Genomic DNA, 24,673 nt, shown 5'->3' with positions numbered 1-24,673 from the left:
TCCTCAGCAATCAATCCTAAATAATGACTAAAAAAATCCCTCTGTCGTGGCTACAACTAACCAGAGAAAGGACTCGCCTAGCTGTGGCTTTGGCCGGAATTGCTTTTGCTGACATTTTGATGTTTATGCAACTCGGATTTCGGGATGCTTTATATTATAGTAACGTTCGATTCCATAGCAGTTTGCAGGGCGATATTGTTTTAATTAATAGTCAATCTAGTGCTGTTTTGGCTATGAGAAGCTTTTCTCAACGGCGATTATATAAAGCTTTAGAGTTACCAACAGTACAATCAGTACACCCTATATATTTAGATTATACAACCTGGAAAAATCCTATAACAGGTCGCCCTCGTAGTATCTTAGTATTTGGCATGAACCCAGAAACTAACCTGCTAAATTTGCCTGGGGTACAAGAAAATTTAGAAAAACTTAAACTACCAGATGTAGTTTTATTTGACCGTTCTTCCAGGGTTGAATACGGGCCGATTGCTGCTGATTATGACCAGGGAAAAAATGTCACAGCAGAAGTACGAAGACGGCGAATTAGAGTAGTAGGAATATTTACATTAGGTGCATCATTTGGTGCAGACGGTAACTTAATTACCAGTGATGTTAACTTTCTGCGAATATTCAACACTCGTCAGAAAGGGTTAATAGATATTGGGTTAATTAAATTGAAACCTGGAGCAAATGCTAACGCTGTTGCCGAGGATTTAAAGAAATATATACCTAAAGAGATAAATGTTTTAACTAAACAAGAATTTATTGATTTTGAGAGAAATTACTGGGCAAGTAGTACGGCTATCGGATTTATTTTTACATTAGGAACTATCATGGGTTTTATTGTCGGAACTGTAATTGTTTATCAAATCCTTTATACAGAAGTTTCAGATCACTTAGCTGAGTACGCCACTCTCAAAGCCATAGGCTATACACATAACTATTTATTAAAAGTCATTCTGCAAGAGGCTTTTCTACTAGCTGTTTTAGGATATATGCCCGGAATAATTTTTTCTTTATTTATGTATCAAAGTGCAAGGCAAGCAACACTTTTGCCAGTATTTATGAGTTTCGATCGCGCCACAACTGTGTTGATTTTAACCATAATCATGTGCTTTGTTTCCGGTGCGATCGCAGTCCGAAAATTACGCTCTGCCGATCCAGCAGATATATTTTAAAGAAGAATACAGAACTCAGAATTCAGAATTAATTGAATTGCCACTTTTTTAGAAACAGTTCCACGTCGTAAATGCTAAATTATAACTAACAAATTTATGAAGAGAGAAGAACCTGTAATTTCCATTAAAAATCTGAATCATTACTATGGCAAAGGCGCACTGAAGAAACAGATTTTATTTGACATCAACCTAGACATTTATGCTGGTGAAATTGTCATTATGACCGGGCCATCAGGTTCAGGTAAAACTACATTACTGAGCTTGATTGGCGGTTTGCGGTCTGTACAAGAGGGAAGTTTAAAATTTTTAGGTGAAGAAGTGTTTGGTGCCAGTCAAAACAAACTGGTGCAAATGCGGCGTAACATTGGTTATATTTTTCAAGCTCACAATTTGCTGGGGTTCTTGACTGCCAAACAAAACGTACAAATGGCAGTAGAATTAAACGATCGCGTTTCTCAAGCAGAAGCGATCGCTAAATCAGAAATGATGCTGCGGGCTGTTGGTTTAGAAGAAAGAATAAATTATTACCCAGATAATCTTTCTGGGGGACAAAAACAAAGAATTGCGATCGCCCGCGCCCTAGTTAATCGTCCTCCCCTAGTCCTAGCAGACGAACCAACAGCAGCATTAGACAAACAATCAGGACGCGATGTCGTAGAAATCATGCAGAGTCTAGCTAAAAACCAAGGTACAACTATCTTGTTAGTCACGCACGACAACCGCATTTTAGACATCGCCGATCGCATCGTAGAAATGGAAGATGGCCTGTTAACTCGTAATTCTTCAAATACAGTTATTCAGTCATAATTTAATTTGTCCTTTGTCATTTGTTCTTTGTCGTTGGCAAAAGGCAAATGACCAATGACTAGTGACAAATGACAAATGACAAATGACAAACATAATTATTGTTTAGCCAAGCCTTATTTTTTCGTTCCAGGTTGGTTTGGTGGAGTTGGGGCGACTGGTTGGCGACTAGTGCGAAAGGTCACATTCACGCCTTCATTTGATTGCTCCAACACCAGTAAAGGTGTAGGCTTAGCCTTTTGATCCCAATGCATAGTAGCAATCCGACCTTGAATAGTTGGTTGCCAACTATCTTCATCGTCCATAGGACTTAAATAAGTTTCTATACAATCAATAATTTGACTAATAGTTGCGGAAGTTGCTTGCGTCGGTAACTTCATTAACCGGACTTGAATCCGAAACAGTACGCGTTTAGCAGAGTTCGGTGGATTACCAGTTTCATACTCGACATCAAAAATTTCATCCACCTGCCGACCGGCACTGTTAGCAATTCCCACCGACCCATGTTGGGCTTGATTTGGGCGCAGGGCTTGAGAAATTTTATCTTTGACCTTAATCTTTACTTGATTAAGAATCGCAAAGTGAAACACTTCCTCTGACATCCGCATTCGTAGATAATCTAGGTTGAAATCCCGTGAGTTCACCAAATCGGGATTAGTTTCCATTTTGCGAATCGTTTCCAGAGCTAGCTTAAATTTTTTCTCTAATTCTCGCGCCCGGAATTGTTCAAACTTAATTTTTTTCTCCAGTTTACTCATCTGGAGTTTACTATACACAATCAAAGCAATCACCACTAAAGCCAGTCCTCCAGAGGTTAGCACCAAGAATGGTGGTGTTTGAGGATTACTTGCTGGCACTTCCTGGGATGCCTTTTTAGTTTTTGTCCCAGAGGATTGGGCAAGAAACATCGAAGTAGGCATGGTTGGAAAACTGAAAAACTTGACTTCTAATGTTTAGGATTCCCAAATTTTTCAGTCCATCTTGCTGTATGATTATTATTTTTTACAGCTTTTTACAAACCGCACATGCCAAAACATCTGAGCCTCACTGCCCTGTCCGAGGTTTCATCTACTTGCCTGAGTAATATTCGTCTCATTGCCACAGATATGGATGGCACCCTGACTAAACGAGGAAAATTTACTCCCGCATTGCTGCAAGCTTTAGAGGATTTAGCAACAGCTAACATTAAGGTACTGATTGTCACAGGACGTTCTGCTGGGTGGGTGAGTGGATTGAGTAGTTTGATGCCAGTGGCAGGTGCTATGGCAGAAAATGGCGGTTTGTACTTTCCACCTGGGAACCAAAAACCAGTAGTTTTAACACCCATTCCCGATTTAGTTCAGCATCGCCAGCAGTTGGCTACAACTTTTGAAAAGTTACAAACTCAATTTCCCCAAATCCAGGAATCTGTTGATAATCGCTTTCGCGTCACGGATTGGACTTTTGATGTAGCCACTTTGAGTGAAGATGAACTACAAATTTTAGAGCGTCTGTGTCAACAAATGGGTTGGGGATTTACTTACAGTAACGTCCAGTGTCACATTAAACCCCAAGGGCAAGATAAAGCTGTGGGATTGTTACAGGTAGTGCGCGAATACTTCCCCGATTATTCATCAGAAGAAATTGTCACTGTAGGCGATAGTCCCAATGATGAAAGTTTATTTGATCGCCGTTATTTTCCTGTTTCTGTAGGTGTGGCAAATGTGCTGGAATATGCAGATAAATTACAACATCAGCCCGCTTATATTACCACTGCTGCCGAAGGTGATGGATTTTGTGAATTATCTAGTTACATTTTGCAAAACTTCTAAATCCCAAATTAGGAACAATTAGAACTTGCTCTAAAATAATCTTGTAGCACTGATTTTATAACTATGACAGCTACTCTACCTGTTAGTGTCGAATCAGAAATCTTTTACCCCAGTGCTGATGGTCAACCAGTGGCAGAAACCTACGACCACCTTTATGCTTTATTAACTACTTTAGAAGTACTCAAACAGTATTTAGCAGACCGTCAGGCAACAGTATTAGCAAATCAATTTCTTTACTATGCACAAGGCTTTCCCAAATTACGGGTAGCCCCAGATGTGATGGTAATTTTTGATGTTGCACCCGGCGGTCGCGACAATTATAAAATTTGGGAAGAGGGTCAAGTACCAACAGTGATTTTTGAAATGACATCCTTTGGTACTAAAGGACAGGATGAAATCTTCAAAAAGACCCTCTATGAGCAGCTAGGCGTTAAAGAATACTGGTTATTCGACCCAAAAAGTGAGTGGGTAGAACAACAGTTGCGCGGCTATCGGCTGCGGGGAGAAATCTACGAACCCATAGAAGATGGACGCAGTGAACCGCTACAACTGCGTTTAGCTATAGAAGGAAAGATAATTGCCTTTTATCGAGAGGATACAGGCGAAAAATTGCTCATTGGCGATGAATTGATAGAAGCTTTACGCCAAGAAGTTGTAGCAAAGCAACAAGCAGAGGAACGCGCAGAACAGGAACGTCAACGCGCAGAACAAGAACGTCAACGCGCAGAACAGGAACGTCAACGCGCAGAACAAGCGCAATTAGAAATAGAACGATTAAAGGCAAAATTGCGTTCGCCCTTGGCGTTGGCGCAGCCATCGCTCAACATAGACCCCGATACTATTAAGTAAATTTTTTGTACTTTTAATTACGAATTACAAATTACGAATTATTATCAAGTAAAATTTATTACTTTAAGCATCTTACAATAGATGGATATCTACCGGGTTTCAATCTATCACCTAGAGAGGCTAAGAAGCTAATAGATACTTCAAAAAAACAGTTTAGCGTTTGATTTCCAACTTCGACCAGAAAGTGCAAAACCAAATACTAGGACTCCTATTTGATTTTTGAAAAAACTCGCCCTCAATTCAAAAAGATTGATTCCCTACTTCCTGACTACACAAATAAATTCAAAAATCAAAGCGGATTACTATATAGAGTCAATAATTTACCTTTAAAGATTGAGGTATAAAATCATGCAAGAAATTGAGAGATTCTTTAGTAACTTATTCAGTAGCATACTCAACCGCTTTAAATATTCTGCAATGGACGCCACCGAACGAAAAATCAAAGAAACCGTCGATCGACAGGTCGAACAACATCGGCAAAGATCCAAGCCTCAGGATGGAGAAGATCGACAGTAGAAATATCTTTTGCTAGGGAATTCGGTATCAGAATGGCGTGGCGATCGCGTCTGAAAAAGATCACAATAGCAATATTTTCATTACTAAAAGCATAGCGCTTCTCACTTATTGAGTGGGCAGCGCTATTTTCTGATTCTCACTCTCATGGGTATTATATTTAGTAATATTTATATTGCTGGTAGAAAAAAAAATCAGATACCAACTAAAGTAGATAAAACAATACCACAAAACAAACTTATAGTTACTAGTACTAATTTATGGAAACACTGCTAAACGACCGCTATCGAGTTATTCGGACTTTAGGAAGCGGTGGGTTTGGTGAGACTTTCTTAGCGGAAGATAGCCAAATGCCTTCCAACCGCCGTTGTGTAATTAAACAGCTAAGACCAATTCAAAACAACCCGCAGATTTATCAGTTAGTACAAGAAAGATTTCAGCGGGAAGCGGCAATTTTAGAAGACTTAGGTGGTACAAGTAACCAAATTCCCACCCTGTATGCTTATTTTCAATCAAATGGGCAATTTTACTTGGTTCAAGAGTGGATAGAAGGTGATACTTTAACAGCGAAAGTCCAAGAACAAGGCTTATTAAGTGAAAGCGCCGTCAGAGAAATATTAATAAATTTATTACCAGTACTAGAACAAGTACACAATCAGCGCATTGTCCATCGAGATATCAAGCCAGATAACATCATTTTGCGCCATCGAGACCATAAAGCGGTGCTGATTGATTTCGGCGCTGTCCGCGAATCAATGGGAACAGTGGTGAATTCGCAAGGATTACCTACGAGTTCGATTGTCATTGGTACGCCGGGATATATGCCAAGCGAACAAGCCGCAGGTAGACCAGTTTATTCAAGCGATTTATACAGTTTGGGAATGACAGCAATTTATCTTCTCACTGGAAAACAACCACAAGAATTAGAGACAGATTCGCGTACTGGAGAAATTATTTGGCACAGACATGCTTTGAGTATCAGTCCTACATTAGCAGGGGTGATAGATCGAGCGATCGCCTACCATCCACGCGATCGCTTCGTCACAGCCAGAGAAATGCTAGACGCCTTGCAATTTGGGCCAGTAGCGCCAACGGTACCTTATAATCAACCGCCAGTAGCGCCAACGATACCTTACAATCAACCGCCAGTAGCGCCAACAGTACCTTACAATCAACCACCAGTAGCCAACGTACAACCTCCTGCAACACTACAAAATACAGTTGCTGTCAGTCCAGGTTCTAGCAGTCAACCTACCCATCAAAATACTGGAAACAAGAGTGGACAAAAGGGAATCCTTCTCGGTTTTTTAATTGCCGGTGGTTTAATTGGTAGTTCTATTGTTATTGGTTTTGCTCTTAATAAATCAAATCAACCAATAGCAGATACGCCTTCATCAACTGAACTTTCAACAAATAGTAATGACAAAAATGTCCCCCCATCGGTAAGTTCTCCACAGCCTGTTGATACTCCAGTTGCACAACAAACTACACCATCTGTTCAAGAACCTGTTGATACTCCAGTTGCACAGCAAACTACGCCTCCTGTTCAAGAGCCTGTTGATACTCCAGTTGTGCAACAAACTACACCATCTGTTCAACAGCCTACCTCAACACAACAAATTAATCGACCTTCACCAGAAGAAGCAGTGGAAGGTTATTATCAAACTATTAATGATGGTGAATATCAAAAAGCTTGGAATCTTTTATCTCCTAGCTATCAAAATAATCAACGCCTTCACCCCAAAGGTTATCTTTCTTATATTGATTGGTGGGGAGGACAAGTAGAAAGTGTAGATGTTCAGCAAGTGAGTTTAATAGAAAATAACTCAGAAACAGCCACAGTTAATGCTCAATTGAGATACTTTCTGAAAAATGGCAAAGAAGCGCCTAGTTCTGTGCGTTTCTTTCTTTTATGGGACGAGGGAAATAGTAGATGGGTTATAACTGGCGCAAAGTAGAATTACATTCGATAAAGAATCTAAAATTAATTGAAAGCGGCTGGAAACTGCCTAATTTCAACCAGCAAGTTTTTTATTCTGAATTCTGACTTCTGAATTCTGAATTCTTCTTCAAAAAATATCTTTTCGCTTTTGCAAATAAAACGTCATAGCTAAATAAATAAATGCGTGCAAACATAAAATACTCCAATTCAAACTCAAATTAGACCATGTTGCTTCATAAACAGGTGTTGGTTCAAATGGTTGGGGAAGTGTACTACCGTCAGGTAGTTTAATCGGTTCGGGAACTAACTGATTGAGATTAACCAAAGTACCGTAAGCTCCCACTGACCAACGACTTAGCATTAACCAAGAAACTTTACTTGCAATACCTTCCATTTTGAACAAAACGCCAGAAAAGATAAATTGAGGAAGCAGCAACAAAGGTAAAGCACTATTGGCTTGACTAGTATTTTTGACAAATGCTGAAACAAATAAACCCAGACTAAAACTAGTTACAAGTGTCAAAAATGTAGTAATAATTAATCCCCATTGCCAAGAAATTAATTCTGGTTGTGGGGATTTAAAAAATAGAAAAATTACCGCTGTCATTAACAGAGTTTGTAATCCTGCTAAAACTGAAAGAATTGCGACTTTAGAAGCAAGATAAGCAAATAAACCCAAATTCACCAGCCGTTCTCGCAGGTAAATCGCTGACTCTTTGACAATTTCTTGTAATGAGCTAGAAAGTCCTACCCATAACGCAGCACAAGTAAATACGAATAAGACACGCAAAGCTAAAGGTGCAAGAGTCGGATCTGGTTGTTCTCCTAACACTAAAGGGTCTTGATTTCGGATAGCGAATGTCATTAAACTAATACTAATGGGTGCTGTTAAAAGTGCTAAAGCAAGGTTCACGCGATCGCGCTTTTGAATTTGAAAGTAACGTTTGGCTAAAATCTTAAACTGTTCCCAAAAAGAAATGCCATGACTGTGATTATTTACTATATTTGACTCTCGTAATTGAGTGCCAGAATTGAGACGATTATCGATATAGCGTCGATAATCATCCGATTGCCGAAATTTGTTAGCTTGGCCGATGATGTTTTCTGGTTTTTCTAGCTGATTATAAATATCCGCAAAATCATCTTTAACGCCAAAAAACTGTAAACATTCATCAGCAGGGCCAAAATAACATAGCTTTCCTCCTCGACCGAGAAACACAACGCGATCGCACAATTTAATATTCGTCGTTGCATGAGTCACCAAAATAACCGTCCGTCCCTGATCGGCTAATTTACGTAACAGCTGCATCATCTTTTTATCCAATCCCGGATCGAGTCCAGAGGTTGGTTCATCTAAGAAAAATAACTTCGGATCGGCTAGTAATTCCACCCCAATACTTACCCGCTTCCGCTGTCCTCCACTCAGTTCAGACACCTTAGCATCCCGACGATGGGACATTTCTACATCTTGTAAAGTCTTTTCCACCACCTGAGTCACATCAATATCTGGCGGTAGTCGCAACTTGGCGGCGTAGGTGAGAACTTCAGACACGGTGAGTTCTTGGTGAATAATGTCATCTTGGGGTACGTAACCAATGTGCGTGCGGTACATGTTGAAATTTTTCCGCAAATTTTCCCCATTTAGATAAACTACACCTTGGGTTGTTTGCTCAACTCCCAATAGCGTCCGCATCAAAGTTGACTTCCCCGCACCACTTCCTCCCACCAAGGCGACAAACTGTCCGGGTTCAATGGGTATAGAAATATCATCCAATCGCCGCTTGTCTCGATCTTGGATTACTAGATTGCAAGCATCCAAGCGAATTTTATTTCCGCGATCGAGTATTTGTAACTCATCGCCACGCAGCACGAGTGTAAATGGCCCGATGCGAATTGTTGCTCCTGCTGACAATACAGCAGTACCATTGACTTTTTGCCCATTAACAAAAACACCATTGGTACTGTAATCGCGCAGAATATAACGCCCTTGAGCGTCTGTATCAATTGTGGCGTGACGGCGAGAAACAGTAGGCGCTTCCAGAGGTAAAGTAGCGTTGACATCGCGGCCTAGTAAAACTGACCGATTTTTCAGAGAAACCCTTTGTAATTGCTGTGTATTGTTAGTTGAGGGTTGGGTTCGATTATGGTAGGTCAGTACAATCTGGTCTTGAGAGTTCTGACCAATGCGAATTTCTGTGCCGTTTTTGAGGCTATAGCCATCTGGAGTTATGCGGATCTGATTTATATAAAGCCCATTGGTGCTGGGTTTGACACCATCTCCGTCATAAATGCGATAGTCTTCACCATCTTTGCGTAACAGAGCTTGATATCTGCCTACAAGTTGCCAATCTATAGGCACAACCAGATCGGCAAAAGTGCGATCGCGCCCCAATATATGTTGTTGCTCCTTGAGTTCAAAGTATAAGATTATTCCTTTATTTTCTAGTTTTAAATAAGAATTTACATTTGTACTATTTATGCCTGCACTCATAAACTTAAGTTGCTTTCAAAATGTTTGACTAAAGTTTAGATAGATTCTTAGCAGAATCTTGTCATGAGATATAGCAGGTTGAACCCAAAATAAGGAAAATATCTAAGGTACATTGAGAAAGGGCGCACGCTTGTAAATTTTCATGACAACAACGCTGCTAAACAATCGCTATCAAGTTATCCAGGTAATCGGTGCTGGTGGGTTTGGCGAAACCTTACTCGCAGAAGACACCCACATGCCTTCTCGGCGTTGCTGCGTAATTAAGCAACTCAAACCGATAACTAATAATGACCCGCAAACCTACCAAATAATCCAAGAACGGTTTAAGAGAGAAGCAGCAACCTTGGAATATTTGGGTGAAAGTTGTAACCAAATTCCCAAACTCTACGCTTATTTTTCTGAGAATGGGCAATTTTACCTCGTCCAAGAATGGATTCACGGCCAAACTCTGACAAAAATCATTGAAGCCAAAGGATTTGAGAGTGAGACTGCTGTGCGGGAGATCCTCTTGAGTCTGCTGTCAGTTTTGGATTATGTCCACAGCAAAGGGATTATTCACCGGGATATCAAGCCTGAGAACATTATTATCCGTTCTGTTGATGGCAAGCCAGTTTTGATTGATTTTGGTGCAGTCAAAGAAACAATTCGTTCCGTAGTGATTTCCCCAGGACACCCCACGCGATCGCTCGTCATTGGTACCCCTGGATATATGCCCAGCGAACAAGCCGTTGGGCGTCCAGTTTACGCCACAGATATCTACAGCTTGGGCTTAACAGCAATTTATCTGTTGACTGGCAAACATCCCCAAGAACTACTAACAGATTTGCAAACTGGCGAAATCCTTTGGCAGCAGCACACGCCTCATGTCTCTGCCCAATTGGCGGCGGTACTCAATCAGGCAATAAAACCTCATGCAGGCGATCGCTATAGTACTGCTAGTAAAATGCTATATGCATTGCAGTCTGCTAGTTATATCTCTCCACAGCCACCTACAACTGCTAACACAATCAGCTTATCCCCTCCTGCGAAATCAACTCGACAAACAGAAGCGATATCTTCCCCCCAAAAAGCTCCAATTATTAATGGATCTTCTAAGCCTGGAAATTGGCAAAAACCTGCTGTGATTCTTGGTAGTTTGCTGATAGGCAGCTTAATTGGTGCAGTCGCAATTTCTGGCATGACTCGCCAGCAACAACTACAGACAACCACTGCCACAAGTCCCACTCCATCACCAGAATCTGTGCCCACTCCTACATTTACCAATCCACCAGTTTCTTCCCAAACTTCTCCAGCCCCAGTTGTACCCACCTCACTACCACAGCCACAAGTAACTCCTGAATCCATACCAACTTTTAATCCCCCAGTTGCATCTAGGCCACAGCCAGAAAACGAGCCTGTAATTTTAGAGACTCCAACACCAGTAGCAACATCAACACCACAGCCAGAACCAGAGAATCAGGTTCCGGTTCCCACACCACAAAAAAAGCCCCGCAGTAAATTAGCTGCAACTGTTAGCAAGCAAGACGTTCCGGCATTTCCCACAGGTACATCCAGAAATGTTGTAGAAGCTACCCTCGGCAAACCAAGGAAAGATTTAAGAGGTGCGTGGGGTAATACCCGCGCTGTTGTTTACAAACTTGTACCAAACAAAATAGACCTTGGCTACTTATTCGATCGCAATTCTCAAGCACTGCGCCAAACCGAGGTATCTTTTGCCGATTCGGTGGAACCACAGCTAATGGAGTCTACTTTAAATCGACTTTTGAACGGCCAAGCTACTGAAGAGATTAAGCAGGGGCTTAAACAGGTACAGCAGGGCCAGTCTGATAATTTTAGTTTCACAAATGGCTCAGTTAAAGGCCAGATTATTCGCCAAGAATGTAATTTTATTTACATTAGTATTTGGGATGAAGATTTACATGATTTTGTAAATCCATCTACAGGTAAAAAATGTTAATTTTCAATTTAATTTTTGTATCCTATAAGACAGATACAATATTCAACATTAGAGTTAAAAACCCAGTCTTTTGAGCAAAAATTAACAGAATTTCAGTCTTCTTAAACACAAAAACTAGGTTTTTAAGATTAGTAAATTTCTGTTCTAAATTTTGGGAATAAACTCATAAAACTCTCTTTTTACCATGCCCAATGCTCAATACTTCTCTACGAGAGGCTGCGCCAAAGGCTGCCCTCAGTACAAGTGCTCAATGCCCAATGCCCATTTTCAATTCTGAATCATCATAAAGTTATAAATACCATTATTAAGTTTTTAATAATACTTGTCTCAGCTTCCACATTCATGTCGTAAAGTGCGATCGAAATTGTGTAATCTGAAAACAGCTAAGCTAATGATTCTTTTGAGGTCTGATGACTCCTATAATTATGCGTCAGCTTTGGTCTGTGGTTGAAACCGCCCAAGCTAAGATCCTCTTACAACTTGATGATGCTAGCTTGGTGCAGTGGTTGGTCAAACAAACAGAAACGCAAATTTTGTTAAATTCCAACGAAACTGATTTTCTCAGCCACTACATTCAATCTCGGCTAGCACTCATACGCGATCTTGCTCGCGAACGTCAGTGTGGATAAGAGCAAAATCACTAAATTGTAGAATTCAGAATTCACCAGTTCAGAATTCAAATTCTTTCTTAAGCTCGACTAGTTTGGGGAAAATAACCTTCCACTAAACAGTCTGAGCCTATTACACGCCAACGAACGCGTTCTAAAGACAGTGCCTGAGTCATAGTAGTAAAACCTAAATCGCCGACAGGCGTCGGAGCAATGCTACCTCCAATGATTTTTGGGGCAATAAACGCTAAGACTTTTTGCACTGCTCCTTGAGCGATCGCACTAGCAGCTAAAGTACTACCACACTCCCACAACACACTACAAAAACCCCGTTCATACAAGTACGCCATTGCTCGATCTGGTGTCAGTGATGTCAGTTCCACTACCTCCACCCCAAGTTTCCGCAACACCTCTTGAAAATCAGGGTTAGCACCCTCCTCTGTCAACACCAAAGTTGGAGCATCCACAGTTTGCCATAGGTGGGCATTTTCCGGTAAGTTAAGACGGCGACTCATTACCACCCGCAGGGGATTATGTGCCCCCACCTGATGGCTAGTTAAATAAGGATTATCCAGTCGTACTGTATTACCGCCGACAATGACAGCATCACAAGCCGCGCGCAACTGATGTACTTCAGTGCGGGAATCTTGGCTTGTTACCCAAGCACTGTGACCAGACGTAGTAGCAATTTTGCCATCTAAAGTCATGGCATATTTTAAAATACCCAAAGGTCGTTTGTAGAGAATGCGATGAACAAAACCTTCATTTAGCTGACGACAAGCCTCTTCTTCTACTCCTACCAACACCTCAATCCCCGCCGCACGTAAGCGAGCAATACCTCCTCCAGCCACCAGTGGATTAGGATCGACCATACCCACTACCACCTTTGCCACCCCTGCTTTAACCAAGGCTTCCGAACAAGGGGGAGTGCGTCCGTAGTGATTGCAAGGTTCCAGGCTGACGTAGATTGTTGCACCTCGGGCCCGAACTCCTGCTGCTTTCAAGGCAAACACTTCTGCATGAGGCTCACCTGCACGAGGATGAAATCCTTCCCCGACAATCTCGCCATCCTTGACAATTACCGCTCCCACTAGTGGATTTGGTGAAGTACGCCCTAAGGCGCGGCGAGCAAGTTCCAAACACCGCAGCATCATGCGAGAGTCAAGGTCAGTTCCTACTTTTTCTTTCGGCGGTGAACCCGAATCGGTATTAGACCGCATGAGAAATGTATTTTCTTGAGGGTAATTGGGTAGGGATGCATCCGCTTGAGCGACCACTGGGAAATTATCCATAATTTTAGGCAACACTGTAAGTATTCTGCACACATGGGCGCAGCCTCTTGGCAAGAGAATCGCGCTTTGCTCCTGATAATTAAACAGAGTGATATCCAGGCGCTATTATTTAGCTGTTTTAACTTGCATCAGCCTGTAATATTTACATTTCACTCTAGCTTGAATCTATAACTAATTCTCATTTGAATGAAGTACATAAGTATTGTGCCCCTACAAGGATTTGTACTATTTTCTCAGCACTGGGCAATAACTTTAGAACTTCACGGTTGCCCAAGTCACAAGTTCGGTGACTCAGGACTCAGTTTGGGATAGAGTATTGTGTGTGCCAACTTCGATCGCCACCTGATGGAGACTGCAATGAGTAAGGCTGTAATCACCATAACTGATGCCGATTTTGAAACCGAAGTGTTAAAAGCCGAGCAGCCTGTATTAGTTTATTTTTGGGCTTCCTGGTGCGGGCCATGTCAATTAATGTCGCCCATGATTAACTCAGCTGCCAGTGCTTATAGCGATCGCCTCAAAGTCGTTAAAATGGAAATTGACCCCAACCCACTTACGGTTAAACAGTACCAAGTGGAAGGAGTCCCCGCCCTCAGGCTAATTCAAGGAGAAAAACTACTAGAATCTACTGAGGGAGTCATCGGCAAAGATAAATTACTCAGCCTTTTAGCCAAGCATTTAGATACTAATTAGTCATTAGTCAATAGTCATTGGTCATTTGTCAATGACAAATGACAAAGCGCAAAGTTTCTTATCGGATTTCCTGTGATAGAGTAGCGATTCGCTGTGTGCGCGAACGTCTGGCTTTGCTATACCGTATTCCTACGGAGAAGCAAGCCAGCAAAAGCGTCTCCATACATAGAAGGATATAGAACTTCATAACTAATGACTAGTGACTAGTGACTAAGCGCAAAGTATGAGCGGAGGTTTCCGACCATCGTAACTTTGTAACAGAGGACTAACGACTAATGACTAATGACCAATGATTAATATACAGTTTGCAAAACGTTTACAACCCCTACAATCTAATGTATTTGCTGATATGGATAGAGCCAAAGCACTTGCCTTGGCTGCTGGACAACAGCTAATTGATTTGTCTTTGGGGTCTTCTGATTTACCAGCCGAGGCACATATTATTGAGGCGATCGCCCAATCTCTTCACGATCGCACTACCCACGGCTATCTATTATTTAACGGTACCCAAGGCTTTCGCGAAGCCGCAGCCAACTGGTACGAAAAAAAATTTGGTATCAAAGTCGATCCGCAAACTGAGGTGCTACCCCTGATTGGTTCTCAAGAAGGTACTGCTCATTTACCCTTAGCATTGCTCAACCCCGGAGATTTTGCTCTGTTGCTCGATCCTGGTTACCCGTCTCATGCTGGAGGAGTCTACCTCGCAAGCGGGCAAATTTACCCAATGCCATTAAAGGAAGAAAACGGTTTTTTACCAGTGTTTGCTGATATTCCCGCCCCAGTCCTGGCTCAGTCGCGGATGATGGTATTAAGTTATCCCCACAATCCCACAGCTGCGATCGCTCCTTTATCTTTCTTCCAAGAAGCCGTCGCCTTCTGTCAGCAACACAATCTCGCCTTGGTTCACGACTTCCCCTACGTAGATTTGGTATTTACAGCGACTGGGGACTGGGGACTAGGGACTGGGAAAGAGTTTTCCCAATCCCCAGTCCCCAATACCCAATCCCCAGTCCCTTCTATCTTGCAAGCCGATCCAGAGAAAAGCATTTCAATTGAATTTTTTACCCTTTCCAAGTCCTACAATATGGGCGGTTTCCGCATTGGTTATGCCATCGGCAATGCCCAGTTAATTAATGCTTTACGCCAGGTAAAAGCAGCTGTTGATTTTAACCAGTATCGGGGAATTTTAAATGGGGCGATCGCTGCCTTGAGTGGCCCTCAAATTGGGGTAAAAACTGCCGTCGCTACCTTCCAGCAGCGCCGTGATGCTTTCATTGCTGCTTTACACCGCATTGGCTGGAATGTTCCCACTCCCCAAGCCACAATGTATATCTGGGCAAAGTTGCCTTCATTTTGGAGCCAAAACTCCATAGAATTTTGCACTCAGATGGTGAAACAAACTGGCGTAGCTGCTTCCCCAGGTGCGGGTTTTGGCAAATCCGGCGAAGGCTATGTCCGCTTTGCTTTGGTGCATGAGCCTTCTTTGTTGGAAACAGCTGTAGAAAGAATGGCTGAGTTTCTAAATTCAAACTGAATGCCAAGCATTTTTTGGATGGGGTGGCACAGCTGTGCTATCCCACTTTTACGTATATATACTAAAACTTCAATCCAATTTCTATGTATATTAACTAGCCCGGTTTTTCATCATCATTAAGTAATGATACATATAAGTCTCGAAAAATATTCGTCATCATTTTATTGATAATCAACACGAACTTTACCCAATAAAGTCTCCCGGTTTCTTAAACTGGGTTTGTACGTTCAGCTACCAGAAACGGCTAACAATACAAATTGTATTTTTAAGCAGCAGTATTGCCAAAAAGCCTGTAGCCAAGACAGTCCAAGCCTAGAAACAGCAGTAGTTTAAACCTTAACTTCCAAACTGACGGAGACTTAAAAAAAATGAAGATGACTTTTCAGAAACTTGTGATTGGTGCATCAATGGCTATTGGTGTGAGCGTTGCCACTGCTCCAGCACACGCTACATCTTTTAGTTTCAACAACGCGAATGAAATTAAAACATATACTGGTGGATCGAATGGTAGCTTTATCGCAAATAATACTGTAGCTGCTTCCCAAGCCTTGAGTGATGGTAATGCTTCCTCTAACGTCGAACTTTGGTATAGTACTGAAAATCCTACTTCTAACGTTGGTTTCACTGCTACACAAGGAAATTACAGTGCTACCGTTACCAGTGTTACTGCTGATGACTGGAATAATTTTAGTTCTCAATGGCTGGGTGATTTATTAAGTACTTATACTCCATTCCAGTCAGTTTGGAATGGGTTTTCAGCAAATACCAAATCATTAGTAACGAGTTATCTGCCTTTATTGGGGATGGGAGATCCTAATGTTGGTAACTTCCAATTCGGTCAAAATGGTGGTGTGCAACTGACATTGGTTGGTCACTTGGATGTTAAGACTAAACTCTCAGAAACACTTTCTGAGAAGCTTAATGCTGCATATACTACATCAGTGAAATCACAGTTTGGCAATAAAGATATAAGCTTACTAACGGTTTCCGATGTTAGTGCTAAGATTTCATCACTTCAAGCAGCCCTGACCTCCTCTCTAACTCCTGCTTCTGTAAAAGCAACGCTACCAGCTCTAATAACTCAACTAACATCATTCAAAGAAATACTCAGCTTGCAAGCGACATTAAAAGGCTACTCAGGTCAAATCGGAGCTAGTGAAATTGCCAAGGTAGTTACTGGTGGTAAAACTTACTACGCTTATAGCTTTAACCCCACTGCATCTGGAATTACAGCCTCCGATGATGGTGTCTCATACAGTGCATATTACACTTGGAATACGCCAGGATATACTGCACCCACTCCTCCTGCAAGCTCAGTCCCAGAACCATCAGTAATACTTGGTTTGCTGGGTGTTGCTGGTGTCTTTACTACCCGACGCCAACTAAAAAAAGCATCTATTTGAGACACTGAATGTAAATCTATAAATGATTAGGGGGCTATTAGCTCCCTTTTTTATGAATATTTCTCTCCAAACTAAGTAGATAGACATAATTAAATGTAAAATCCAAAAGTCTAAAACCCTGAGAGCAACTGGCTTTTGCCTTGTGCCGACGCTCGTGGAATTGCTCTAAGCGTACCCCTGCAATACGAGCAAGCTACGCGTAGCGTCTCGTAGAGAAGCTATGCCGTACCCCTATTAAGCAAGCTACGCGTTAGCGTCTTTGAAAGAGAAGGCTTTACGCTGCGCTATCGTGCCTTTTACTTATCGTAATGATGTATTCTCTTTATTATTTTCCATAATATATAAATCAAAACTGCTTTATTAAGCATTTCCCGTAATAGCAAATTATTTAATACAATTAATAATAAAAGCTTTGTGAAGAAAAGCTTAATTTTTTATTAATTATTCATTTTTATACAATATGATTTAATTATACCAGTATAGCTAAAAATGGTATATTATAATTTTTAGCTGCATAAGATAACTCAAGGTTTCTAGTCATCTCACAATTCATCTGGCGATATTTGGCTTGTAACTTAAAATGATGATAAACGGCAATGACAGCACAATTACTGAATATAAATCACCAATTGCGTTCAAATCAAGCTAGACGAATTTTGTTAGTCGAAGACCACTATCTTAATAGAATGTTACTCAGTGACTACCTAAGTTATTGCGGTTACGATGTCCAGAGTTTATCAGAAGGTTCTACTTTTTTTTCAACTATAGAAAAATTTCAGCCAGATTTAATGTTACTCGATTTGAAATTGCCAGATGTTGACGGTTACTCGCTCTTAAAACAAGTCCAGCAAAAACCCGATTTAGCAAAAATACCTGTTATTGTGGTTTCAGCATTTGCTTTTAAAGCAGATCAAGAACTAGCCCTAAGTTTGGGCGCACGCCACTATTTCGTGAAACCTTTAAAACTCAAGGATTTAATCGTGACAATTGAAAAAGAGTTTAGTTGTCATCATAGATAAAATTTTTTCCCATATTATTTACTCTGCTTTTTGCTCAGCGATAAACTCTTCAACACGCTGACTAAGATTTTGCACAGAATTGCCAATAATCGAAATTTTATTTTGGACTTCTGCTAGTAATAAAACTGTTGCTTGCAGCTCATTGAGCGTTTCGGCTATAGCCTCACGATACTGGGCTTCAAAGTCTTGCAGATTCATAATTTATTTATCTGTAATTATCATAGATAGTTATATTTTCAATAATAAGCATAAATTTAACTTCCTAAATCCGTTAATACGCTTAATATTAAAACTTCAACAAATTAGTGAGTTTGATAAAAAATATATAAACCTAACATACTAAATTAATTTTAGATTGCTGAGAGCTAGCCCCTCCTGTCTCGCCATACTACTACACAAAAGCAAGCAGCAATAGCTTGTGGTACGTTGAAACAGACTACACTAGGTAGCAGTTTGAGGATTTAAAATCTAAAATGAAAAGATTTGTTTGGTTTATTAGCAGCAGAGTATGTAGCTTGCTTATTTGGAAGAGTACCGAAATAATTTTTAATCTAAAATCTCAAATTGGCACTGTCAAAAAATTAAAAATACTTTTTATTTAAAATATAATTATCAGATGTAAAAGATAAATTCAAAAAGCAAAGTTTTGATTTTAATAAATATTGAAAAGTTAACTCATAGCTACAATAACTAAGTCCAAGCAGAGGTTTTGGTCAAGAAAACTTATACTCTTCTATAATATTGACTAGAAGCTTAGCTAAGTATATTTACTTAATAAGGCTTCGTAAAATGGGCAAGAAAAGATAATTTTTCTTAAAATAGAGAAAGATTACTTAATTTTAGTTGTGACAATATCCACTCAAATACTACCACTGGTTAAAGAGCCGGAACGACTGGAAAACCGTCTCGCGGAAATTCCACCGGAACCGGGGGTTTATTTCATGCGGGACAAAAGCGATCGCATTATATATATAGGTAAATCGCGTAAGTTGCGAGCGCGCGTGCGTTCCTATTTCCGGGATGGATACAACAAAAGCGAACGCATCGCCACAATGGTAAAATTAGTGACGGAAATTGAATTCATCGTCACTGATACAGAATCCGAAGCCTTGGCGCTGGAAGCCAACTTGATTAAGCAGCACCAGCCATACTTTAACGTGCTGCTCAAAGATGATAAAAAATATCCGTATCTCTGCATCACTTGGTCGGAAGACTATCCACGGATTTTTATCACCAGAAAACGCCAGCTAGGTAAAGAAAAGGATAAATTTTATGGGCCTTATACCGATGCTGGTTTGTTGCGAGAAATTTTACGTTTGTGTAAGCGCATCTTTCCTCAGCGACAACGACCTCAACCGCTTTTTAAAGATCGTCCTTGTTTGAATTACGATCTAGGGCGTTGTCCGGGTGTGTGTCAAAAGATGATTTCACCAGAAGAATATCGCAAAATTGTCCAAAAAATCGCGATGGTCTTCCAAGGTCGAACTCAAGAGTTGATTGATATTTTGACCCAACAGATGAACGCTGCTGCTGAAGACTTGAATTTTGAGTCAGCGGCGCGAATTCGCGATCAAATTTCTGGATTAAAGTCACTGACAGCCGACCAAAAGGTGTCCTTACCAGATGATACAGTTTCACGGGATGCCATCGCCTTAGCAGCTGACGCACAACACGCTTGCATTCAACTATTCCAAATTCGCGCTGGACAATTGGTGGGACGCTTGGCGTTTGTGGCGGATGCTCATGCAGAACCAGGAGCAATTTTACAACGAGCCTTAGAAGAACATTATCAAACTGCTGACTCTGTGGAAATACCTACAGAAATTTTAGTACAGCATGAATTACCGGATACAGAAATATTGGCAGATGTCTTAACTGAACGTAAAGGTAGAAAAGTGACGATTTTGGCTCCTTTGCGGCAAACTAAGGCAGAATTAATAGAGATGGTAGAGCGAAATGCCCAGTATGAATTACAAAGAATGCAAAAATTGGGCGATCGCAATCACCAAGCAATGCAAGATTTAGCGGCTATTCTAGATTTACCAGATGTACCCCACCGCATCGAAGGTTATGACATTTCGCACATCCAAGGCTCAAATGCTGTAGCTTCGCAAGTCGTGTTTATCGATGGGTTACCCGCCAAGCAGCACTATCGCCACTACAAGATCAAAAATCCCACAGTTACAGCCGGACATTCTGATGATTTTGCCAGTCTGGCGGAAGTTATCCAACGCCGGTTTCGCAAGTATGCCGAAGATCCGCAATTAACACGTTTGGGTAATCCTGACTGGCCCGATTTAATTATGATTGATGGCGGTAAAGGTCAATTATCTTCAGTTGTTGCTGTTTTGCAAGAAATGAATTTATTGGAAGACTTGCGAGTTGTAAGTTTAGCGAAGCAGCGAGAAGAGATTTTTTTACCGGGAGAATCTCAACCATTAACCACTGACGCAGAACAACCTGGGGTACAGCTATTGCGACGACTGCGGGATGAAGCGCATCGGTTTGCAGTAACTTTCCATCGTCAGCAACGCAGTGATAAATTAAAGCGATCGCGTTTAGATGAAATTCCTGGTTTAGGACATCATCGACAAAAGCAGCTACTAGGACATTTTCGCTCCGTTGATTATATTCGGCAAGCAACAACCGCACAACTCGCCGAAGTTCCCGGAATCGGCCCGCGTTTGGCTCAAGAAATTTACGATTATTTTCATCCATCTTGATATGAGCCAAATAATGCAAGGATTTTAGATTGGCTTCATACCTGTTGCTTGCACGTTACTGCTGTTTAATAGAGAAAATCCTCATTGGGGATGCCCACAATTTTGTAAAGTATTTTCAAAATGCGTTGCAAATGCTCTTTTATTACCGGTTTCATCTAAATAACGCACTTTGAATTTAATAACTATGACATCAGGAGCATCATATCCAAATATCCGATTTAAAAATGAAGCCTGTCGAATCTCATAAGACCCACCGGGATTGATAGAACAGCAGTCTGGATTTTCTTTGATATATCGATCAAAACTTTCATATTTGATGTAGTTGTAACTGCTTCGTCCTAAATCTGTTCGAGCATTTTGATAATCAAAAACCATTCGGAACCTCTCTTCATCGCTTAGATAACGCATCTTGGCGAAGCAGAATCCTGAATAATTCAACCCAAAGTATGCGAATAAAACGCTTAATGATATTCCCATGAAAACGAGAACAGGTAAAAGAAAGGTACGTTCTATCATTATATTTTGGCAATGAAATTATTAAGTTAAATAGTATCTAAAAAGCAATATGGTTTAATTAAGGATTTTTAGTACGAGCCAGAAATTTCAGGACACCATCAGTAGTGAGAGTAAGATTAAAGCGATCGCACTTCTGGAGAAATTACCAACGGCGTCAGGAATAAGTACGTTAGGAATTTTTCGTTCGATACAGGTATAAAATATTTATACGTAGTGAAATGATGTTACGCAGGTTGGCTAAACCGTCTGTACCCACTCCGTATGTTTCTTTCGATGAAATATTATCTGGACAGAATTTAATCTTATAATCTTGTAGGCAAACATTAACTAAATCTTAAGAGAGATATTTTGTAACCAAAGATACAGTAATTCTTGAGTTTTAACTTTTGAATACTAGAATGGCTTTTTTGTGTTTGTCTACAATCATTAAAAACCAGTCTCTCTCAAGGCATTAACCATAGGGATCGCTCAATCTCTAAGCAGAATTTATTAAAACTTTAATTTATGTATCTAAAGTAGGAGGATAAAATAACATAAATTTTAGGATAATAAAATAAAGATATCCAAGATTTTTCAAACCTGAAATTTTGTTTAAAATCATTAGCTAATTTCACAGTAGTTTGTTAAGTTTGGTCGAACCAGAATTTTTTACTGGTTTAGGTAGCAGTTTTAGCAAATAAAAAATAATTTAGAACCAGGGGTCTTGAAATGCAGACAGTACAAAAGATTTACTGCCCAAATTGTGGTAGCAACGCGGAGCGTTATTTTATTACTGATAATGAATTAACTCGGACACAATGCCCAAGTTGTGATTACTTAATGATTAGCTGCACTCGCACTGGCAAAGTGATTGAGGCCTATGCCCCAGGAATTCTTGCAAGAAGATAAAAATTGAAAATCACTCACACGAATCTGTACTGGCTATTGTTTTTTGTTGCTGGAGATATTCGATAACTTCTAATATGTCTACTTGGGAAAATTGTGCGTAAAAATTACTCACACTCCAGAAAGGTTCCGGTGTTTTCAAAACAATTATGCGATCGCCCCATTGATTCAACCAAGGTAGCAATTTTTGTGGTGCTACCGGAGTACATAGCCAAATTGCTGCTGGGGAAAGGGTTTTGATGGCAGCAGAAGCAACTGCCATAGTCATACCTGTGGCAATGCCATCATCAACCAAGATTGCCGTAGCATTCTTTGTATTCACCTGAGGACAAGCAGAAATTAATTGCTCCTCCAAAGACTTAGCTTGCTTAATAGCTTTATTTAAAGCCGCTTCTCGCCACTGTGCATCATGTTTGGGGCGAAATAGCTTTTGCTCAGTCCAAAGAACATTTCCAGAACTAGTGACTGCACCAATAGCTAACTCTGGGTTTTCTGGATGGCTAATTTTTTTAGCTACAACTATCGTTAACGGACAACCCAAAAGGCTTGCTATTGGTGCTGCCACCGGTACACCCCCCCTTGGCAAAGCATAAACAATTGGTACAGGCTTTAGCCCAGAATCAATAGTTTGCTGAGTGAAAAGATCGTGAATTACTCGCGCCAATTCTTCACCCGCATGGATGCGATCGGCAAAAAGTGGGGTATATGACATGGTTTCCCCTAGTGTCTTAGGACGGCACTGCCTTTATGATGACTGAATTTTGTCTCAAATTAACTGATAGAATAAGATTTGTATAAATAATAAGTATTCAGTAAAAGTCTATTTGTGAAGTCTATATTCCGAATCAGTCCCCAACCAAAGACAGGCTTGAATCAGATAAGACTGCTGGTGCTATACCAAAATCGTAAATTTTCATGAGCAGCGAAACCCAACTCAGCCTCTTCGACGACTCAACTTTTGACCAACGAGAGCTGATTCCCACAGGCGCGAAGATTTCTATCCCTGCCGGAACCTATTCCACAATGGCCGAGCTGGCGCAGCATTGCGATCGCTGCCATCGCTGTGTTCTGGGAGACACTCGTACCCACGCTGTTGTCGGACGTGGCAACCTCAAAGCCCCAATAATGGTTGTGGGAGAAGCGCCTGGTCAAAATGAAGACGAAACAGGCTTACCATTTGTGGGCAAATCAGGGCAGTTGCTGGAGAAAATTCTGGCATCTGTGGATTTGAGTACTGAGGAAGATATATACATTGCTAATATTAATAAATGCCGTCCACCAGATAACAGAGTTCCCACTACCGAAGAAATGACGGCTTGCAAACCTTACTTATTAGAACAAATTCGCTTAGTTGACCCCAAAATCATTCTCTTAACAGGTGCAACTGCTCTCAAAGGTTTAACTGGCGACAAGCGGGCAATTACGAAAATTCGCGGACAGTGGCTAGAGTGGGAAGGACGTTTGTGTATGCCAATTTTTCATCCTTCCTATTTGCTGCGTAACCCTTCTAAAGAAAGAGGTAGCCCAAAATGGCTGATGTGGCAGGACATCCAAGCGGTGCGTGCCAAGTTAGATGAAATTAGAAAAACCACGTGATGAAACTGGATTTCTACCAGACTCTTTTCAAGAGAAAACCCTGGTATTACTATTTTATACAAATAATTTTCCGTATATGGGGGAAGAGATTTAGATACTACAGCAGTCGTCAGCTAGATTAGGTAAAATCATTACGCCAAGAGACTTTCAAGCCCTTTGCCTATTGCCTGTTCCTTCTTATACCTCTCAAGCTTGATGAAATCTGGAAAAACGGTTGACACGAGTGAAGTTATACTCAAGCTTCCGTCAGCTTATTAATCTTGAGAAGATTAGCATAGGAGAGGAATTATGTGGAGCTTGCTCGTATTTTTACTAATTGTGCTGGGTTTTATAGCTCTCATCAAAGGTGCTGCTTCACCTACTAAAAACAGTTCTCATAAAAATAGTAGAGGCAACTTTAGTAATTCTTCTAGTGATAGTAGCAGTAGTTGGTCTGTTGATGATGCTCGGATATATAATCCCAGTAGTAACTATGACTCTAGTAGTAGCTATGACTACGAGAAAGATAATGCCTGTGAATCTGGCAACAGTAGTCACAATAATAGCAACTATGACTCCGGCAGTAGTTATGATTCCGGCAGTAGTAGTTGTGATGGCAGCAGTAGTTATGATTCCGGCAGTAGTAGCTATGACTCCGGCAGTAGTAGTTATGATTCCGGCAGTAGTAGCTATGACTCCGGCAGTAGTAGTTATGATTCCGGCAGTAGTAGCTATGACTCTGGCAGTAGTAGCTGCGACTCTGGCAGCAGTAGCTGGGACTAAAGTGAGAGTTATTGACACTCACCGCCCTTTGCTGTGTGAAACACTTGGGCTAAACACTGCCTCTACCAACTAAACTCAGTTTTGGTCTTACACGCTT

The 24,673-nt window shown here is 40.9% G+C and carries 23 protein-coding genes; 17 read left to right on the top strand and 6 right to left on the bottom strand.

Translation table 11 applies throughout. The features are described from left to right. Positions 1 to 23: 23 nt before the first annotated feature. Together devC and NSTC745_RS02715 are read left to right on the top strand one after the other, a co-directional pair. A complete protein-coding gene (gene devC / locus NSTC745_RS02720) occupies positions 24 to 1,178 on the top strand; it encodes an ABC transporter permease DevC (protein WP_445635770.1) in 1,155 nt (384 codons plus the stop codon). A gap of 96 nt (positions 1,179 to 1,274) precedes the next feature. Then, positions 1,275 to 1,985, top strand: coding sequence for a DevA family ABC transporter ATP-binding protein (locus NSTC745_RS02715; protein ID WP_445635769.1), 711 nt, complete (start codon positions 1,275 to 1,277; stop codon positions 1,983 to 1,985). A 113-nt stretch (positions 1,986 to 2,098) separates the two neighbouring features. On the opposite strand, the gene NSTC745_RS02710 is transcribed toward NSTC745_RS02715, so the two are convergent. Beyond that, positions 2,099 to 2,902, bottom strand: a complete 804-nt coding sequence (locus tag NSTC745_RS02710) for a hypothetical protein (protein ID WP_445635768.1) — start codon at positions 2,900 to 2,902, stop codon at positions 2,099 to 2,101. A 105-nt stretch (positions 2,903 to 3,007) separates the two neighbouring features. Between NSTC745_RS02710 and NSTC745_RS02705 the strand changes: the two genes are divergently transcribed. The 4 genes from NSTC745_RS02705 (at position 3,008) to NSTC745_RS02690 (ending at position 7,113) form a co-directional block, all read left to right on the top strand. Next, entirely contained in the window at positions 3,008 to 3,793 is a 786-nt protein-coding gene (locus NSTC745_RS02705; protein WP_445635767.1) for an HAD family hydrolase, read from the top strand. A gap of 63 nt (positions 3,794 to 3,856) precedes the next feature. After that, the gene (locus tag NSTC745_RS02700; protein WP_445635766.1) at positions 3,857 to 4,642 is read left to right on the top strand and encodes a Uma2 family endonuclease; all 786 of its coding nucleotides are present in this window, start codon (positions 3,857 to 3,859) and stop codon (positions 4,640 to 4,642) included. A gap of 348 nt (positions 4,643 to 4,990) precedes the next feature. Next, a complete protein-coding gene (locus NSTC745_RS02695) occupies positions 4,991 to 5,158 on the top strand; it encodes a hypothetical protein (RefSeq protein WP_445635765.1) in 168 nt (55 codons plus the stop codon). A gap of 257 nt (positions 5,159 to 5,415) precedes the next feature. Then, on the top strand, positions 5,416 to 7,113 hold the full coding sequence (locus tag NSTC745_RS02690; RefSeq protein ID WP_445635764.1) for a protein kinase domain-containing protein: 1,698 nt from the start codon (positions 5,416 to 5,418) through the stop codon (positions 7,111 to 7,113). A gap of 111 nt (positions 7,114 to 7,224) precedes the next feature. On the opposite strand, the gene NSTC745_RS02685 is transcribed toward NSTC745_RS02690, so the two are convergent. Further along, a complete protein-coding gene (locus NSTC745_RS02685; protein ID WP_445635763.1) occupies positions 7,225 to 9,588 on the bottom strand; it encodes an ATP-binding cassette domain-containing protein in 2,364 nt (787 codons plus the stop codon). 142 nt (positions 9,589 to 9,730) lie between these two features. Between NSTC745_RS02685 and NSTC745_RS02680 the strand changes: the two genes are divergently transcribed. Both NSTC745_RS02680 and NSTC745_RS02675 read left to right on the top strand, forming a co-directional pair. Then, positions 9,731 to 11,545 carry a protein kinase domain-containing protein gene (locus tag NSTC745_RS02680; protein WP_445635762.1) on the top strand — a complete coding sequence of 605 codons (1,815 nt, stop codon included), beginning with the start codon at positions 9,731 to 9,733 and terminating at the stop codon, positions 11,543 to 11,545. Between the two features lie 410 nt (positions 11,546 to 11,955). Beyond that, on the top strand, positions 11,956 to 12,174 hold the full coding sequence (locus NSTC745_RS02675; RefSeq protein ID WP_445635761.1) for a hypothetical protein: 219 nt from the start codon (positions 11,956 to 11,958) through the stop codon (positions 12,172 to 12,174). Between the two features lie 59 nt (positions 12,175 to 12,233). On the opposite strand, the gene ribD is transcribed toward NSTC745_RS02675, so the two are convergent. Continuing rightward, the gene (gene ribD, locus NSTC745_RS02670) at positions 12,234 to 13,445 is read right to left on the bottom strand and encodes a bifunctional diaminohydroxyphosphoribosylaminopyrimidine deaminase/5-amino-6-(5-phosphoribosylamino)uracil reductase RibD (protein WP_445638515.1); all 1,212 of its coding nucleotides are present in this window, start codon (positions 13,443 to 13,445) and stop codon (positions 12,234 to 12,236) included. Positions 13,446 to 13,802: 357 nt separating this feature from the next. Between ribD and NSTC745_RS02665 the strand changes: the two genes are divergently transcribed. The 5 genes from NSTC745_RS02665 to NSTC745_RS02645 all read left to right on the top strand — a co-directional run bounded on the left by NSTC745_RS02665 (position 13,803) and on the right by NSTC745_RS02645 (position 18,094). Then, a complete protein-coding gene (locus NSTC745_RS02665; protein ID WP_096536725.1) occupies positions 13,803 to 14,138 on the top strand; it encodes a thioredoxin family protein in 336 nt (111 codons plus the stop codon). A gap of 38 nt (positions 14,139 to 14,176) precedes the next feature. Next, on the top strand, positions 14,177 to 14,317 hold the full coding sequence (locus tag NSTC745_RS02660) for a hypothetical protein (RefSeq protein ID WP_445635760.1): 141 nt from the start codon (positions 14,177 to 14,179) through the stop codon (positions 14,315 to 14,317). Between the two features lie 110 nt (positions 14,318 to 14,427). Continuing rightward, a complete protein-coding gene (locus NSTC745_RS02655; protein ID WP_445635759.1) occupies positions 14,428 to 15,672 on the top strand; it encodes an LL-diaminopimelate aminotransferase in 1,245 nt (414 codons plus the stop codon). A 368-nt stretch (positions 15,673 to 16,040) separates the two neighbouring features. Next, a complete protein-coding gene (locus NSTC745_RS02650; protein WP_445635758.1) occupies positions 16,041 to 17,075 on the top strand; it encodes an NF038130 family PEP-CTERM protein in 1,035 nt (344 codons plus the stop codon). Between the two features lie 596 nt (positions 17,076 to 17,671). Then, positions 17,672 to 18,094 carry a response regulator gene (locus NSTC745_RS02645; protein ID WP_445635757.1) on the top strand — a complete coding sequence of 141 codons (423 nt, stop codon included), beginning with the start codon at positions 17,672 to 17,674 and terminating at the stop codon, positions 18,092 to 18,094. Between the two features lie 18 nt (positions 18,095 to 18,112). Here NSTC745_RS02645 and NSTC745_RS02640 read toward each other — a convergent pair whose 3' ends face one another. After that, complete coding sequence (locus NSTC745_RS02640) at positions 18,113 to 18,292, bottom strand: hypothetical protein (RefSeq protein WP_445635756.1); 180 nt, start codon at positions 18,290 to 18,292, stop codon at positions 18,113 to 18,115. Positions 18,293 to 18,939: 647 nt separating this feature from the next. On the opposite strand from NSTC745_RS02640, the gene uvrC reads away from it, so the two are divergent. Then, entirely contained in the window at positions 18,940 to 20,817 is a 1,878-nt protein-coding gene (uvrC, locus tag NSTC745_RS02635; RefSeq protein WP_445635755.1) for an excinuclease ABC subunit UvrC, read from the top strand. 81 nt (positions 20,818 to 20,898) lie between these two features. On the opposite strand, the gene NSTC745_RS02630 is transcribed toward uvrC, so the two are convergent. Beyond that, a complete protein-coding gene (locus NSTC745_RS02630) occupies positions 20,899 to 21,192 on the bottom strand; it encodes a hypothetical protein (protein ID WP_445635754.1) in 294 nt (97 codons plus the stop codon). An 849-nt stretch (positions 21,193 to 22,041) separates the two neighbouring features. Between NSTC745_RS02630 and NSTC745_RS02625 the strand changes: the two genes are divergently transcribed. After that, positions 22,042 to 22,221 (top strand): zinc ribbon domain-containing protein, encoded by a 180-nt coding sequence (locus NSTC745_RS02625; protein WP_445635753.1) that lies wholly within the window; start codon positions 22,042 to 22,044, stop codon positions 22,219 to 22,221. 10 nt (positions 22,222 to 22,231) lie between these two features. Here the strand turns inward: NSTC745_RS02625 and NSTC745_RS02620 are convergent, their stop codons facing one another. After that, entirely contained in the window at positions 22,232 to 22,930 is a 699-nt protein-coding gene (locus NSTC745_RS02620; RefSeq protein ID WP_445635752.1) for a phosphoribosyltransferase, read from the bottom strand. Between the two features lie 203 nt (positions 22,931 to 23,133). Here NSTC745_RS02620 and NSTC745_RS02615 point away from each other — a divergent pair, with 203 nt between their 5' ends. Both NSTC745_RS02615 and NSTC745_RS02610 read left to right on the top strand, forming a co-directional pair. Beyond that, positions 23,134 to 23,814: a uracil-DNA glycosylase gene (locus tag NSTC745_RS02615; RefSeq protein WP_445635751.1), complete on the top strand. Its 681-nt coding sequence runs from the start codon at positions 23,134 to 23,136 to the stop codon at positions 23,812 to 23,814. A 288-nt stretch (positions 23,815 to 24,102) separates the two neighbouring features. Further along, the gene (locus NSTC745_RS02610; RefSeq protein ID WP_445635750.1) at positions 24,103 to 24,576 is read left to right on the top strand and encodes a hypothetical protein; all 474 of its coding nucleotides are present in this window, start codon (positions 24,103 to 24,105) and stop codon (positions 24,574 to 24,576) included. The last annotated feature ends 97 nt before the right edge of the window (positions 24,577 to 24,673 follow it).

The organism is Nostoc sp. DSM 114161 (assembly GCF_052692665.1).
This window is presented reverse-complemented; position numbering and strand designations above follow the sequence as displayed.